The organism is Leisingera sp. ANG-M7 (genome assembly GCF_000813965.1).
Lineage (GTDB): Bacteria > Pseudomonadota > Alphaproteobacteria > Rhodobacterales > Rhodobacteraceae > Leisingera.
The window spans coordinates 219,348-233,841 of the sequence record NZ_JWLI01000005.1 but is presented as its reverse complement, the minus strand read 5'-3'; the positions used below and the strand labels follow the sequence as shown (position 1 = coordinate 233,841).

The 14,494-nt window shown below is 63.2% G+C and carries 15 protein-coding genes; 4 read left to right on the top strand and 11 right to left on the bottom strand.

Features of this window, described 5'->3' with window-relative positions; translation table 11 throughout:
• Nucleotides 1-2: 2 nt before the first annotated feature.
• Nucleotides 3-170, bottom strand: coding sequence for a hypothetical protein (locus tag RA26_RS22910; RefSeq protein ID WP_039181590.1), 168 nt, complete (start codon nt 168-170; stop codon nt 3-5).
• Nucleotides 171-233: 63 nt separating this feature from the next.
• Nucleotides 234-1,268: a uroporphyrinogen decarboxylase gene (gene hemE, locus RA26_RS06580; protein ID WP_039182069.1), complete on the bottom strand. Its 1,035-nt coding sequence runs from the start codon at nt 1,266-1,268 to the stop codon at nt 234-236.
• Nucleotides 1,269-1,454: 186 nt separating this feature from the next.
• Here hemE and hemC point away from each other — a divergent pair, with 186 nt between their 5' ends.
• Complete coding sequence (hemC, locus tag RA26_RS06575; protein WP_039181587.1) at nt 1,455-2,414, top strand: hydroxymethylbilane synthase; 960 nt, start codon at nt 1,455-1,457, stop codon at nt 2,412-2,414.
• Nucleotides 2,415-2,541: 127 nt separating this feature from the next.
• Here the strand turns inward: hemC and RA26_RS06570 are convergent, their stop codons facing one another.
• From RA26_RS06570 to clpS, 5 genes are all read right to left on the bottom strand, one after another.
• Nucleotides 2,542-3,357, bottom strand: coding sequence for a glycoside hydrolase family 25 protein (locus RA26_RS06570; RefSeq protein WP_039181584.1), 816 nt, complete (start codon nt 3,355-3,357; stop codon nt 2,542-2,544).
• Between the two features lie 175 nt (nt 3,358-3,532).
• Entirely contained in the window at nt 3,533-4,414 is an 882-nt protein-coding gene (gene hemF, locus RA26_RS06565; RefSeq protein ID WP_193747588.1) for an oxygen-dependent coproporphyrinogen oxidase, read from the bottom strand.
• Between the two features lie 24 nt (nt 4,415-4,438).
• On the bottom strand, nt 4,439-5,245 hold the full coding sequence (locus RA26_RS06560; protein ID WP_039181578.1) for an SDR family NAD(P)-dependent oxidoreductase: 807 nt from the start codon (nt 5,243-5,245) through the stop codon (nt 4,439-4,441).
• 84 nt (nt 5,246-5,329) lie between these two features.
• Complete coding sequence (locus RA26_RS06555) at nt 5,330-6,319, bottom strand: methyltransferase (RefSeq protein ID WP_039181576.1); 990 nt, start codon at nt 6,317-6,319, stop codon at nt 5,330-5,332.
• 12 nt (nt 6,320-6,331) lie between these two features.
• Complete coding sequence (gene clpS / locus RA26_RS06550; RefSeq protein WP_036762377.1) at nt 6,332-6,655, bottom strand: ATP-dependent Clp protease adapter ClpS; 324 nt, start codon at nt 6,653-6,655, stop codon at nt 6,332-6,334.
• 106 nt (nt 6,656-6,761) lie between these two features.
• Here clpS and RA26_RS06545 point away from each other — a divergent pair, with 106 nt between their 5' ends.
• From RA26_RS06545 to RA26_RS06535, 3 genes are all read left to right on the top strand, one after another.
• Nucleotides 6,762-7,475, top strand: coding sequence for an HAD family hydrolase (locus RA26_RS06545; protein ID WP_039181573.1), 714 nt, complete (start codon nt 6,762-6,764; stop codon nt 7,473-7,475).
• A 43-nt stretch (nt 7,476-7,518) separates the two neighbouring features.
• Nucleotides 7,519-7,845, top strand: coding sequence for a hypothetical protein (locus RA26_RS06540; RefSeq protein ID WP_039181570.1), 327 nt, complete (start codon nt 7,519-7,521; stop codon nt 7,843-7,845).
• A gap of 260 nt (nt 7,846-8,105) precedes the next feature.
• Entirely contained in the window at nt 8,106-9,782 is a 1,677-nt protein-coding gene (locus RA26_RS06535; protein WP_039181566.1) for a D-alanyl-D-alanine carboxypeptidase family protein, read from the top strand.
• A gap of 115 nt (nt 9,783-9,897) precedes the next feature.
• On the opposite strand, the gene ccoS is transcribed toward RA26_RS06535, so the two are convergent.
• The 4 genes from ccoS to ccoG are packed head-to-tail and all read right to left on the bottom strand — an operon-like array spanning nt 9,898 to nt 14,161.
• Nucleotides 9,898-10,056, bottom strand: a complete 159-nt coding sequence (ccoS, locus tag RA26_RS06530; RefSeq protein WP_039181565.1) for a cbb3-type cytochrome oxidase assembly protein CcoS — start codon at nt 10,054-10,056, stop codon at nt 9,898-9,900.
• 23 nt (nt 10,057-10,079) lie between these two features.
• Entirely contained in the window at nt 10,080-12,257 is a 2,178-nt protein-coding gene (locus RA26_RS06525) for a heavy metal translocating P-type ATPase (RefSeq protein ID WP_039181562.1), read from the bottom strand.
• Between the two features lie 5 nt (nt 12,258-12,262).
• On the bottom strand, nt 12,263-12,727 hold the full coding sequence (locus tag RA26_RS06520; RefSeq protein ID WP_039181560.1) for a FixH family protein: 465 nt from the start codon (nt 12,725-12,727) through the stop codon (nt 12,263-12,265).
• A 3-nt stretch (nt 12,728-12,730) separates the two neighbouring features.
• The gene (gene ccoG / locus RA26_RS06515; protein ID WP_039181557.1) at nt 12,731-14,161 is read right to left on the bottom strand and encodes a cytochrome c oxidase accessory protein CcoG; all 1,431 of its coding nucleotides are present in this window, start codon (nt 14,159-14,161) and stop codon (nt 12,731-12,733) included.
• Nucleotides 14,162-14,494: the final 333 nt, after the last annotated feature.

The following is a 14,494-nucleotide window of genomic DNA, read 5'->3' as shown; positions in this document are numbered from 1 at the left end:
GATCAGTCCTCTTTCTTGGTTTTTTCCGCCGCGGCCTTCATCCGCTTGAGCAGTTCGGTCTTATCCGCCTGCTTGCCAAAAGGGTTCTTCTTGGTGCCCTTGGCATTATGTTCCGCGTGGCGGGGCTTGTTGCTGCCCATGCGGGCGCCGCCCATTCTGCTGTAGTCCATCGTAAGACCTCTGGATGTATCCGAAGATGCGGCTATTGCCGCATCTTTATGAATAACACAAGATCAGCCGCCCCGGACGGTGTCGATCATCAGCTGCACATTGTCCGGGTCTGCATCCGGAGTGATGCCGTGGCCAAGATTGAAAATATGCGGGCCGTTTTTGAACGCCTCGACAATGCGGCGGGTCTCGTCCACCAGTTCCTGCCCGCCGGTCACCATGTGGCGGGAGGCAAGGTTGCCCTGCACGCAGCCGTCAACCTGCACATTGGCCGCGGCCCAAGCCGGATCAACAGAGTTGTCCAGCGCCACGCAGTCAACGCCGGTTGCCTTGGCAAAACCCACGTATTTCTCACCCGCCTCGCGCGGGAAGCCGATGACGGGGATGCCCGGGTGGCGTTCCTTCAGCGCTGCGGTGATCTGGCGGCAGGGTTCCAGCGCGTATTTCTGGAACGCTTCGCCCTTCAGCGAGCCGGCCCAGCTGTCGAAGATCTTGACGACTTCGGCGCCAGCCTCGATCTGCTTGGAGAGATAGTCGATGGTTGCCTCGGTGATCCGCGCCAGCAGCGCCTCGAACAGGGCGGTGTTTTCTTCTCGCAGGGCATGGGCAGGCCCCTGATCCGGGGTGCCGCGGCCTGCAATCATATAGGTGGCCACCGTCCAGGGCGCGCCGGCGAAACCGATCAGCGTGGTCTCAGGCGGCAGCTCGCGCGACAGGATGCGGACGGTTTGGTAGATCGGGTTCAGCGTCTCGTGGATATCGGATGCCGGGCCCAGCTTGGCGAAGTCGGCCTCGGTGGTGATGGTCGACAGCCGCGGGCCTTCGCCGGTCACAAACCACAGGTCAGCGCCCAGCGCCTGCGGGATCAGCAGGATATCGGCAAACAGGATCGCAGCGTCAAAGCCATAGCGGCGGATCGGCTGCAGGGTGACCTCGGCGGCCAGCTCGGAGTTGTAGCAAAGGGACAGGAAATCCCCGGCCTCGGCCCGGGTGGCGCGGTATTCCGGCAGGTAGCGGCCCGCCTGGCGCATCATCCAGATCGGCGGCACATCCTGTTTTTCACCCGCCAATGCGCGCAGCAGCTTTTTTTGTCCGGCCATGGTCATCCTCTTTGTCAGCTGGCTCCTGAGGTCACGCCTGAAGGGCGGAATGTCAAGAGCAGGGGCGATGTGCCGCGCCCCGCGCGGTTGCGCCTTGTCCTATGTCAAAGCCCGCGCACGGTCCCCGTGGGAGATGCGCAAAAACCGGTTTCCACCGGGGCGCAAACTGATTTAAGGCTTCTTTCTATGACACTGACCCTGCCCTCCCCCGCTTCGCCCCTGAAAATCGGCACCCGCGGATCGCCGCTGGCGCTGGCCCAGGCGTATGAAACCCGCGCGCGTCTGGCCGCTGCTTTTGAACTGCCGCTGGAGGCGTTTGAGATCGTGGTGATCAAGACCACCGGCGACAATCAGGCGCTGATCGCCGCGGACAAACCGCTGAAGGAATTGGGCGGCAAGGGGCTGTTCACCAAGGAGATCGAGGAGGACTTGCTTTCGGGTACCATCGACATCGCGGTGCATTCGATGAAGGACATGCCGGTTCTGCAGCCGGAGGGGCTGGCGCTGGATACCTATCTGCCGCGCGAGGACGTGCGGGATGCGTTTATTTCACCGTCGCTGACATCGCTGCATGATCTGGCCGAGGGCGCAGTGGTCGGCACCTCGTCTCTGCGCCGCCGGGCGCAGCTGCTCAATCGCCGCCCGGATCTGAACGTGGTGGAGTTCCGCGGCAACGTTCAGACCCGCCTGCGCAAACTCTCCGAGGGCGTGGCGGAATGCACCTTCCTGGCAATGGCCGGCCTCAACCGTCTGGCAATGGACGATGTGCCCGCCACTGCAATTGAGACCAGCGACATGCTGCCTGCCGTTGCGCAGGGTGCCATCGGCATCGAACGGCGCGCGGATGACAGCCGCGCAGGCGACATGCTGGCGGCGATCCATGACCATGAGACCGGCAAGCGGCTGGCGGCGGAGCGCGCCTTTCTGGCCGCGCTCGACGGCTCCTGCGAGACGCCGATTGCGGGGCTTGCTGAACTGGACGGCACCACCCTGCGCCTGCGCGGTGAGGTGCTGCGCCCGGATGGCTCGGAAGCGATCAGCGATGACCAGACCTGCCCGGTCGAAGACGGCGCGCAGCTGGGCCGGGAGATGGCGGCCAAGCTGCTGGAGAAGGCCGGTAAAGGCTTTTTCGACTGGAGAGCCTGAGCGAGGCTCTCGCCTCGCGCTCCGGGATAATTAAGGCCAGATGAAATAAGGATCCATTCTTCATCTGGCCGAAAATATCCTGGGGGTGAGCGCCGATGGCGCGAGGGGCAATGCCCCCTGCTTGGCTTTAGATCTGCCCGGACCACCTCAGCCAGCTTTCCGGGCTGCCGCGGAAGGTGTTGAGGTCCACGTCGCCTGCAATTCCCGGCACCTCGCCGGTGCCGGAGTATTGCCAGAAACTCCAGGCCTTGCCCGGGTAGACCTTTTGCGGATGGCCCGCGACGGAGCGCAGCCAGAATTCGGTGCCGCCTAGGCGTCCGATGCCGGTGTCGCGGTAGAAATCCACCGTTGTGTAAACCACCGGGCGCTTGCCGTAGTGGCGTTCAAGGATGTTCAGGAACTTGCGTGCCTCGGCCCGCACCGTTGGGCCGTCCGGCCGAGTGCGGCAGGTGCGGGAGCGGTGGTTCCATTCCATGTCCAGCACCGGCGGCAGCGCGTTTGTGTCCCTTGGCACGTTGCGGATGAACCAGCGCGCCTGCTCTGCTGCGGGGCGGCAGAAGTAGTAGTAGTGATAGGCGCCGCGTTTCATGCCAGCCGCGCGGGCGCCACGCCAGTTGTCGCGGAACTTGGCATCAATGTGGTCGCCGCCTTCGGTCGCCTTGATATAGGCGAAGGACACGCCGGAGCGGCGCACCGTGCGCCAGTCGATGTCGCCCTGATAGCGCGAGACGTCGATGCCGTGCACCGGGTAGGACCAGGGTTTGCGCCCCTCCCAGTCATGCGGGTCGCGGTCGCCGAAGCGGGGATAGGTCGAAAGCCCGGCCAGCCGCGCATTGGCGGGTTCGGTGCGGGTGACCGCCGTCGCGCCGGCATCCCTTTCCGACGGCCCGCCGCATCCTGCTGCCAACGCCAGTGCCAATGCCCCAAGAACCAGTCTGCGCATGTGATGTGCTCCCTGCCTCGCTTCGTTACAACTGCTCTTTTCTTTGCCTGTTGAGTTTCATCTTAGCGCAGGGCAGCGCAAAGTCGCGCCCCAAAGGGCGCAGATCAGCGTAAATCCGCCGCAAGAAAAAACGCGCCGCTTTGGGGCGGCGCGCTGCTGTTTCAGAAAGGGCGGGTCAGACCCATTTGGCCAGGGGCGGCAGGCTCATCAGCACCGCATTTGCATCATGGCCGGTTTCTAGCCCGAACTTAGTGCCGCGGTCGTAGACCAGATTGTATTCCGCATAGAGGCCGCGGTGGATCAGTTGGGCGTCCTTGTCGGCCTCGGAGTAGTCCTGCACCCGGCGCTTTTCGACGAGCGGCACGAAGGCCGGCAGGAAAGCGCGGCCGATGTCCCGGGTCAGGGCAAAATCCGCGGCCCAATCGCCGGAGTTCTGGTCATCCATGAAGATGCCCCCTACTCCGCGGGCGCGCTTGCGGTGGGGGATGTAGAAATACTCATCCGCCCATTCCTTGAGCCGCGGATAATGCTCTGCCCCATGGGGATCCAGATGCAGTTTCTGCGTTTCATGAAAATGCGCGGTGTCTTCTGCGTATTCGATGCAGGGATTGAGATCCGAGCCGCCACCGAACCACCAAGCGTGCGGGGTCCAGAACATCCGGGTGTTCATGTGCACGGCGGGCACATGCGGGTTGCGCATATGGGCAACCAGCGAAATGCCGGAGGCCCAAAAGCGCGGATCATCCTTCATCCCGGGAATGCCCTTGCGCGCCGCCATCGCGGCCTGCGCGCGTTCGCCCAGGGTGCCGTAGACCTCTGAAATGTTGACGCCAACCTTCTCGAAAACCCGGCCGCCGCGCATCACGCTCATCAGCCCGCCGCCAGCGTCGGAACCGTCATCCGAAGTGCGTTTGGTTTCGGTCACGTCGAACCGCCCCGGGTCCATTTCCGCAAACGGACCCTCGGCATGGCTGTCCTCCAGCGCCTCAAAGGCAGCAACGATCTGGTCGCGCAATTCCCGGAACCAGGCAGCCGCCCGGGTTTTTTCTTCTTTCATTTCAGCAGTCAATGGTCAGTCCAATCAGTGCATCGGTGCGGAGACCGGATCCAGCAGGGTGCGGCCGCCATCCAGCGTGAGCACCTGCCCGGTCATGAACCCTGAGGCGTCAGAAGCCAAATACTGGGCCGTCTCTGTCAGTTCCGTCGGAGAGGCCACCCGGCCCAGCGGCGTATGCGCCTCGATGTCCTGGCGGAAGCTGCGGTTTTCCTTGAGGGTTTCCTGCATCGAAGCGCTCATCACCGATCCGAAGGCAATCGAATTGACCCGGATCCGGTGCGGCGCCAGCGCCACCGCCAAGGATCGCGTGACCTGGTCCAGCGCGGCAGAGGCCACCGAATAGGCCATTAGTTCCGGGTGGGTGCGGCGGGCCGCAATCGATGACAGGTTGATAATGGTGCCGAGCGGGCCGTCGCCGTCCTCACGCTCTTCGCCCCGCCTGATCATCCGCTTGGCAACCTGCTGGGACAAGCGCACCGACGGCAGCAGGCTTTGGTTCAGGAGCTGATCCAGTGTCTCGTCCTGAGGGTCCAATGCGTCGGTCGCCACCACCTGCCGCGCGCCGTTGACCAGAATGTCGATTTCGTCAAAGGCGTCGATGGTGGCCGACAGCAGGTTGGCAATGGTCAGCCGCTCGCGCAGGTCGCCGGCAAAATAGCGGATATTGCTTTCGTCGGCCTGCTCTCCCAGCTCATCAACCAGCTGGGCTTCGTGCATGTCGGCAAACATCACATTGGCGCCGGCATCGGCGAACTGCTTGCCGATCGCCAGTCCGATGCCGCTGGCGGCGCCGGTCACGATGGCAGTCTTTCCGGAAATGGAAAAGGACATGAAAGGGTGCTCCCCTATGGCATTTGGCCCGCACGTTAGACCGCGCCTGCCGGTTTGGAAACCGCCATTGCGCCGCGCGCGCGGTTACTTGCGCCCGCGCTTCGGCCTGGCCGCATGCAGGATCTTGAAGCGGTTGTCTCCGCCCTCCTCGCGCACCTGGGCGAACTTTTCCGCCAGCGCGGCCTCATACGGCAGGTGCCGGTTGGCGACCATCCACAGGCTGCCGCTGGCGGCAAGCATGGAGGCCGCCGAAGCGATGAAAGCCTGCCCGAGCGCGGGTTCGGCTGCGCGGCCGCTGTGGAACGGCGGATTCATCACCACCGTGTTCACTACCCCCGGCGCCTTCCATGTCCGGGCATCCGCCCAGTGGAAATGCGACCGCGGATCCGCTGCATTCAGGCGGGCGCAGGCCAGTGCGGCATGGTCGGCCTCAACCAGATGCAGGTCTTCGACGCCCTCATGTTTCAGCACCTGCGCCGAGAGATAGCCCCAGCCGGCGCCAAGGTCTGCCACACAGCGGCCCAGTTTTTGCGGCAGTGCCGCCGCCAGCATCCGGGAGGCCGGGTCGATGCCATCCGCCGAAAACACGCCCGGGGCAGTGATGAACCCCTCAACCTGTTGCGGGCCATCGGGCAGCCAATCGGACAGACCGGTGCTGCCCTCGATCCAGAACACCTTGCCGTGCGCCTTGGACACCGGTGCAGAGGGCGTGCAGCGCTTGCGCAGGTCCTTCAGCACCGAATCAATGCCTTCGGTCTTGGCCCCGTCGATCAGCACCTGCCCCGCGGTGACCGCAGCGGCCTGTGCCACCAGCATCCGGGCCAGCGCCTTGGCCCGCGGCAGGAAGACGACGGCGGCGGCATATTCTGCGCCGGCTTCCAGCGCGGGAGCGCAGGCGTAGCCTTGCCTTGCGAAATGATCATGGTCCGGGCGGAGCGGCTGGATGACCAGAACCTGCTCCTTGGGCAGCACCGACAGATCGTGTTCGCTGCGCGGGTGGAACACGGCAATGCGGCCCCCGGCAGGCACAGCAAAGCCGCCCGATTGGGCGGCCAGGGACAAGCGTACGGACATCTAAAGGCCTCTTTATTCTTCTTTTTCCATGGTGCACTGCAGCGGGTGCTGGTGGCGGCGGGCGAAATCCATCACCTGGCCCACCTTGGTTTCCGCCACCTCATGGCTGAATACCCCGACCACGGCAACGCCCTTCTTGTGCACAGTCAGCATGATCTCAAACGCCTGCGCGTGAGTCATGCCAAAGAAGCGTTCCAGCACCATTACCACGAATTCCATCGGGGTGTAGTCGTCATTCAGCAGCAGCACCTTGTAGCGCGGCGGGCGCTTGGTCTTGGGCCGCGTCTTGGTCAGAACGCCGGATTCCGTGTCGTCGTCAGAATGATCGGTCATCATTGTCGGCAGCAGCGGCATAGGCAATTTGATCCAGTGATACGTGGAATTAACTGTGACGCTTATATAGCGTCTATAGCGTAGAGGAAAAGAGACTGAGACCGGCAGATTGACACCTAATTTGACAACAATCGGTTTTGATGCCGATGATACCCTCTGGCACAACGAACGGTTCTTCCGCGTGACGCAGGAACGGTTTACTGAACTTTTGCAGGATCACACCCCCGCGGACGTCGGTCCGGAGCAGCTGGAACGGCAGCTGCTGGACGCCGAGAAGCGCAATCTGGGGCGCTATGGTTACGGGGTGAAAGGGTTCACCTTGTCGATGATTGAAACCGCGATCGAAGTGACCGGCGAGCGGGTGCCTGCAGTTGTCATCAAGGAACTGATCACCGCGGGACAGATGATGCTGTCCTACCCGATCGAACTGCTGCCCTATGCGCGGGAGGCGGTGGAGTCCGTTGCAGGCCGGTACAAGGTGGTGCTGATCACCAAGGGCGACCTGCTGGATCAGGAGCGCAAGCTGGCGCAGTCCGGTCTGGGGGAGTTGTTTGACGGGGTCGAGGTGGTCTCGGAAAAGACACCAAACGTCTATGTGGACATCTTCAACCGCCATGGCGATGGCCCGGACCGCGCGATGATGGTCGGCAATTCGATGCGGTCCGATGTGGTGCCGGTGATCGAGGCGGGTGGCTGGGGCACCTATGTGCCGCACGGGCTGGTGTGGGAGGTCGAGCACGCCGAGGCGCCGGAACACAGCCCGCGGTACACGGAGATCGCCGATCTGGGCGGGCTGGCGGATCTGGTGGACAGCCTGGGCTGAGCGGCGTTATCCCTTTGGCAAATGCCAAAGGAGCCCCGGATACATGCCGCATGCAGAATTGAAGTACTCCAGCGATCTGGATGTCGATGCAGAGGCCATTCTTGCCGAAATCGAAACGGTGATACTGGAGCACGACAGCGGCGCGGGCGCCTGCAAAGGCCGCGCCTATCCTGCCGGTCAGTTCCGCCACACGCATATCACTGTCAGCGTGGCCCTGCTGACCAAGCCGCATCGGGATGAGGCCTTTTCCAGGGCACTGCTGGCGGACCTCGAATCCCGGATCAAGGCGCGGCTGCATCAGCCCTGCGAATTCTCCCTCGGTCTCAGCTATTCAACCCCGCTCTATGTGACCAATTTTCACGGTGGATGACCGGAAAGACTGGCCAAAGGCCCTCCCGGCGGGCGCCTCCGGCCGCTGTTTCCGGCCGCAAAGGCAACTTTTTTTGATAACATTTCGTTAGGACTTGCCGCATCTAGCGGCTGGCAACCTTCCGCACACAAGATGTCGGCATTGCTTGGCCGAAGCGCCCAACCGCGCGCTTTCGCACCTGTTTATTCCTCGTAAACCCTGTGTTACGCTTTCAGCACAGGCAAAAACGTCAGCCGGAAAACCGGCGGCACGAGGCAAACATGGCAGTGATCACGCAGGTAAGTCCGGCGTCCAGCCGGTATTCCCGTACCCGGTTCCTATGGGCAGCCGCGGTCTTTCTTTTGGCAGTTTTTTCGGTGGCATTTCAGCCGCAGCGGGCCGCAGCTGCGCCCTATGCAGCGATGGTCATCGACGCCCGCACCGGCGAAGTATTGCATTCACGCAATGCCGACACCCGGCTGCACCCGGCGTCGCTAACCAAAATGATGACGCTCTACATCGCGTTCGAGGCGGTACGGAACGGCGAGATCACGCTGGACACCAAGGTCCGGATCAGCCGCAATGCCGCCGCCGAGCCGCCGTCGAAACTGGGACTGAAGTCCGGCCAGAAAATTGCCTTCCGCTATCTGATCCGCGCCGCGGCGGTGAAATCCGCAAATGACGCCGCCACCGCTATCGGCGAGACCCTGTCCGGTTCCGAGGCTGCCTTTGCCCGCCGGATGAACCGCACCGCCAAGGCGCTGGGGATGAGCCGCACGACCTTCAAGAACGCTCATGGCCTGACAGCCAGCGGGCATCTGTCGACCGCCAGCGACATGACCACGCTGGGGCGGCACCTGCTGTATGACTATCCGGAGTATTACAACCTGTTCTCCCGCCGCTCGACCCATGCCGGCATCCGCGAGGTTCCCAATACCAACCGCCGCCTGCTAGCCGCCTACCGCGGCGCCGACGGGATCAAGACCGGCTATACCCGCGCCGCCGGCTTCAACCTGGTGGCCTCGGCCAAGCGCGGCAGCGAACGGATCATCGCCACAGTGTTTGGCGGCAAGTCAACCGCCTCGCGTAATGCCAAGGTGGCGGAACTGCTGGACCTCGGCTTCCGCCGGGCGCCTTCGCGCGCGGCGCTGCGCAAGCCGCGGCGGCCGGCCTATCAGGGGGCGGGCAATGTGGTTGTTGCCGACGCAGATGACGGTCCCTCGCATGGGGTGGCAGGCAAGACCCTCCGTGTGAGCGGCCAGGTGAACACGAGCCTGCGCCCCAAATCGCGCCCGGGCGCCAGCGAATCGCCGGTACTGGTTGCCGCACTTGAGGAAGCGCTCCAGACACCGGTCAGCGAACCAGAAGAGGATACCGCTCCGGCTGCAACAGCTGCCTCCGGCGAGTCAGATGAGGGCACAGCTTTCGAAACGGCAGGAAGACCGGCGGAAGACAGCCAGCAGGAACAGATTGAGAATGTTCAGACCGTCAGTGCTGATAGCATAGTTCAGGGGGATGCAGTGCGGGAGAGCATTGCTGTGGCCCTCGCCGAAGCGGAAGCCGAACCGCAGCCTGCAGAAGAGACAGCGGAGCCGGTCATCATCGCTGCCGTGCAGAAGGTGCCCTTCACCGGCTTGCGCCCTGTGGCCCGCCCGGCAAGCCTGACCGGAGCAGCACCTGAGCCGGAGCCTGTCGTCGTGACCCGCCTGTCCACCTCCGGCGGGCGCTACTGGGGGGTCAATGTTGGTCTCTATACAAGCCGCTACCAAGCCGAAAAGGTGCTGCTGCGCACCGCGCTGGCCGAGCTGGAAACACTGGACGGCACCCTGCGCAAGGTGGCCAAGACCCGCCGCGGGTTCGAGGCCAATTTCCTGGGCATGAGCCAGGAGCAGGCGGAACTGGCCTGCCGCCGCCTGAACGCGCGCAACGTGACGTGCGAGCCGATCGGTCCATCCTGATCGCCGCAACACCCGAAAACAGCAAAGGCGCCTGCGGAGGCGCCTTTTTTGTGTCCAGCTGTTTCCTTCCGGCAGGCACCTGCGGACGCGGGAGCCTTTGGCTGCTGGCCGCCGGTCAGGGCTTGGGCTTGTCGTCCCACTCATCATTGAGAATGCGGCGCGAGTCGCCTTCGGGATCGTCATACTGGTTGCTGCGCACCGTATAGAAAAAGGCTGCAAGCCCAACCGTACCAAGGATCAGCGAAATCGGGATCAGATAGGCAAGGACGCTCATAATTCGGCACCAGTGTTGCGGGCTCAGCGCAGCCGCAGCGCGTTGAGGGAAACGGTTATGGAGGACGTAGACATTGCCAGCGCTGCAATCAAGGGCGTTGCCAGTCCGGCGATCGCCAGCGGCACTGCAATCACGTTGTAGAGTGTGGCAATGCGGAAGTTCTCGCGAATGCGGCGGGTGGCCTTCTGCGCCACGCCGCAGGCCTCGGCAATCGGCTCAAGATCCTGCCCCAGCAGCACGATGTCAGAGGCGACACGCGCCGCGTCCAGGGCAGAAGCCGGGGAGATGGAGACATGCGCCGCTGCCAGCGCTGCGGTGTCGTTGAGGCCATCGCCCACCATCAGCACTTTCTTACCCTGATCGGCCAGCAACTGCACCCGGGCGGATTTGTCCGCAGGCAGCGCCTCTGCCACCCATTTGGAAATGCCGAGCCGACCGGCCAGATCCTCAACCGCGCCGGTGGTGTCACCAGAGATCAGCAAGACATTCGTGCCTGCCGCTTTCAACGCTGCCACCGCCTCTGCTGCGCCGGGGCGCAGAGCATCGGTATAAAGAAATGGCTTGGCCTCCCCTGCTCCGCTATCCAGCCAGGCTGCCGTCTGGCTGCCCTGCGCGGCCCCGACCCAGGCCGCACGGCCCAGACGGACGCGGGCGCCGCGGAAAATGCCTTCAGCGCCATAACCCGGCACCTCGGTAATGGCCTGCACACTGGCGGGTTTGATACCGGCTTCGCGCGCCGCGCGGGACAGGGCCGCTGACAGCGGGTGCGAGGAGCCTTCGGCCAGTGCCAGGGCAATCTCGAGATCTGCGCGGGCATGGTCGCCCAGGTTGATGACTTCCGGGGTGCCGGCGGTCAGCGTGCCGGTCTTGTCAAAGACCACGGTATCCACTTCTGCCAGCCGCTCCAGCGCGGTGGCGTGCTTGATCAGCATGCCTTTCTTAAACAGCCGACCCGAGGCAGCAGTTGTCACTGCTGGCACTGCAAGACCCAGCGCGCAGGGGCAGGTGATGATCAGCACCGCGGCGGCAATGTTCAGCGCCGTGCGGATGTCGAAGGTGTAGAAATACCAGCCCGCAAAGGCGAGCGCCGACAGGATGTGCACACCGGGCGCATAGAGTTTTGCTGCACTGTCGGCCAGCGACGTGTAGCGGGATCGGCCGGATTCCGCGATGGCCACCAGATCAGTCATGCGGTGCAGCGAGGTGTCTTCACCCACTGCAGTTGCGCGGATGGTCAGCGGGCCGGTCAGGTTCACTTCACCTGCAGAGACTGCCAGCCCCGGTTCTGCAAAGACCGGCAGGGTTTCCCCCGTCAGCAGCGAGCGGTCGAGTTCAGACTGGCCGGAAACGATCTCGCCATCCACCGGCATCCGCCCGCCGGGGCGCACCAGGATCAGGTCGCCGATGGCCAGATCCGCAACCGGCACCTCGTATTCGTCACCGTCCAGCAGCCGGATGGCACGGGGCACTTCCAAAGCCGCCAGTTCCTCTGCCGCCGAGCGTGCCACCGCACGGGTGCGGTAATCCAGATATCGGCCCGCCAGCAGGAAAAAGGTCAGTGTCAGCGCCGCATCGAAATAGGCGTGCTCGCCTGACAGGAAGGTCTCCCATAGCGATGTGACCAGGGCCAGCACCAGCGCTAGGACAATCGGCACATCCATATTCAGCCGCCCGACCCGCAGCGCTGTCCAGGCATTGGCAAAGAAGGGCTGGGCCGAGAAGATGATGGCAGGGAATGTGATTGCAGCCGAAATCCAGTGGAACATGTCCCGCGTCGCGTCAGACGCCCCGGACCAGACCGAGATCGACAGAAGCATTACGTTCATCGAGGCGAAGAAGGCCACCGCCAGCCGCATCAGCAGATCCCGCCCGGCCTTGTCGTTCTGGGTGGCCGCCAGCGCAGCCAGATCCAGTTCATGCGCCTCGAAACCGGCCTGCTCCAGCACCGGGATCAGATCGGCGGCGCGCACGTCCGGATCCGCCTCGATCAGCGCCCTTTTCAGGGTCAGATTCACCCGTGCTGAATGGATGCCCGGATGGGCGTTGAGCTCCCTTTCCACCGTGGATATGCAGGCCTGACAGTGGATACCTGGCAGGGACAGCGCCAGCCGTGCCTCGGTAGGCGCCTGTTCTGCCCCGCCATGCGGAGCGGCAACACAAGCGGGACAAGCGGCCAGCGAGGGGCGGAGCTGCGCGGTCATCGCGTTCAGCCTTTCACATGCAGGATCACCCGCTGGGTGAATTCGGTGCCATCCTTGGCCCGGGCCACCATACGGATGTTCCAGTTGCCCGGGCCCAGATCAGCCGACGCCACATAGGCCTGGCCGTCAAAGGTGAACTCCGGCTTCTGGTCGTCCTGCACATGGGTTGCGCGGCCGAGCGTTGCTGTCAGTTTGGCGACCTTGACCGGGACACCCTCGGCGTCGGTGATCTCCAGCTTGACCTGATCGCCCTGAGAGGATGCATAGACCGACCAGCCCAGCGCCTCCTGTGCGGAGCGGCGCTGATCAAACTCCTGGCTGGCGACATAGGAATTCTTCACCTCCAGCCCAGGAAAGGTCTTCACTGCATTGACCGCCAGGATGATGTTCACCCCGATGATCACCGCAAAGGCGCCGCCAAACAGCATCAGGGCGTGTTTGCCGGTAAATTCGCGTTCGCGCTTGGCCATGGCTCAGTTCCCCTTGCCGTTAAAGCTGGTGTCCTTGTGGGCCCGTTCCCCGTTTATCAGATCCTCGACCCAGATGCGAACCGGAGTGCTGGAAGCCTGCGACGGTGCAGAGCCCTTGGCAGAGACAATATAGACCCGCTGCAGCAGCGCTGTATCCGTCGGCACGTTCACCGAATGATAAACGGTGCCTTCCAATTGCAAGCGCATCGCCGGGTCGCCCTTGATCGACAGTTTGAACACGCGGTCCTCGCCGTGCTTGTTGCGAAGGCGCACGTCATAGGTGTTGCGGATCGAGCCATCCGACAGTGTAACAAAGGTCGGATTGCGTTCCGGTGCGACGGTCAGTTCGATATCGGAGCGGATGAAGAGGGCAAACAGTAGCCCCACCCCCACCAGCGACCACAGGCTGGTATACATGATGGTGCGCGGGCGCAGGATGTGCTTCCAGATATTCTTGGGCGGCTTGCCATCGCGCTCCAGCGTTTCGTCCGACAGCGCCATATAGTCGATCAGGCCGCGCGGTTTGCCGATCTTGGCCATCACGTCGTCGCAGGCGTCGATACACAGCGCGCAAGTGATACATTCCATCTGCTGGCCGTCGCGGATATCGATCCCCACGGGGCAGACGTTTACACAGGCCATACAGTCGATGCAGTCGCCCTGCCCTTCGGCCACCTGGCCCTTCTTCAGCTTGCCGCGTGGCTCGCCCCGCCATTCACGGTAGCCGACGGTCAGCGTGTCTTCATCCATCATTGCCGCCTGGATACGCGGCCAGGGGCAAGCGTAGATGCAGATCTGCTCGCGCGCGAAGCCGCCAAACAGGAAGGTGGTCGCGGTCAGGATCAGCATCGTGGAATAGGCAATGGGATGCGCGTTCAGCGTCACCAGATCATAGGCCAGCGTCGGCGCATCAGCGAAATAGAAGACCCAGGCGCCGCCGGTGGCGAGTCCGATCAGGAACCAGGCGATCCATTTGGTCACACGCAGGCGTGCCTTGCGGAAATCCATCTTCTTCTGCCGGTGCAGGCGCAGGCGGGCGTTGCGGTCGCCCTCAATCCATCGCTCCACCAGGATGAACAGGTCGGTCCAGACCGTCTGCGGGCAGGCGTAACCGCACCAGACCCGGCCCAGCGCCGAGGTGAACAGGAACAGCCCAAGCCCGGCCATAATCAAAAGGCCCGCCACAAAGTAGAATTCATGCGGCCAGATTTCGATCCAGAAGAAATAAAACCGGCGGTTGGCCAGGTCCAGAAGCACCGCCTGGTCCGGCAGCGAGGGACCCCGGTCCCAGCGGATCCAGGGGGTCAGATAGTAGATCCCCAGCGTCACCGCCATGATGTACCATTTCAGGTTGCGGAACTTGCCTGACACGCGCCGCGGGAAGATCGGCTCTCTGGCGGCATAGAGGCTGGGGGCCGGGTTGGAATCGCTCACGGACTCTCTCCGTTTTGTGGCAGTGCTGCCGCCCTTGTCACAGAAGCAAAGTGCCAGAACTTTGACGTGGATCAAAAAGCGTATCACACAATCATGTTTTCCGGCCCGATTTTGCACCCGGGAGCGGCACTCCGCCACCTATGCCGGTGCCTGCTGCGCTGCCAGAGGCAAGTTGCCGCAGAGACCGCAGATACAACGGTGGAGCGGTTTCCTCCGCAGTTCATACCTGCGGTTTTTCTGGAAAATCCCGGGTTTCCGGGAACCTTTCCGGTTGGCGCGGGTTGGGAGGCTGTATTGCACGCGCTGAAGTGCGGAACACCCAGGAGATCAACT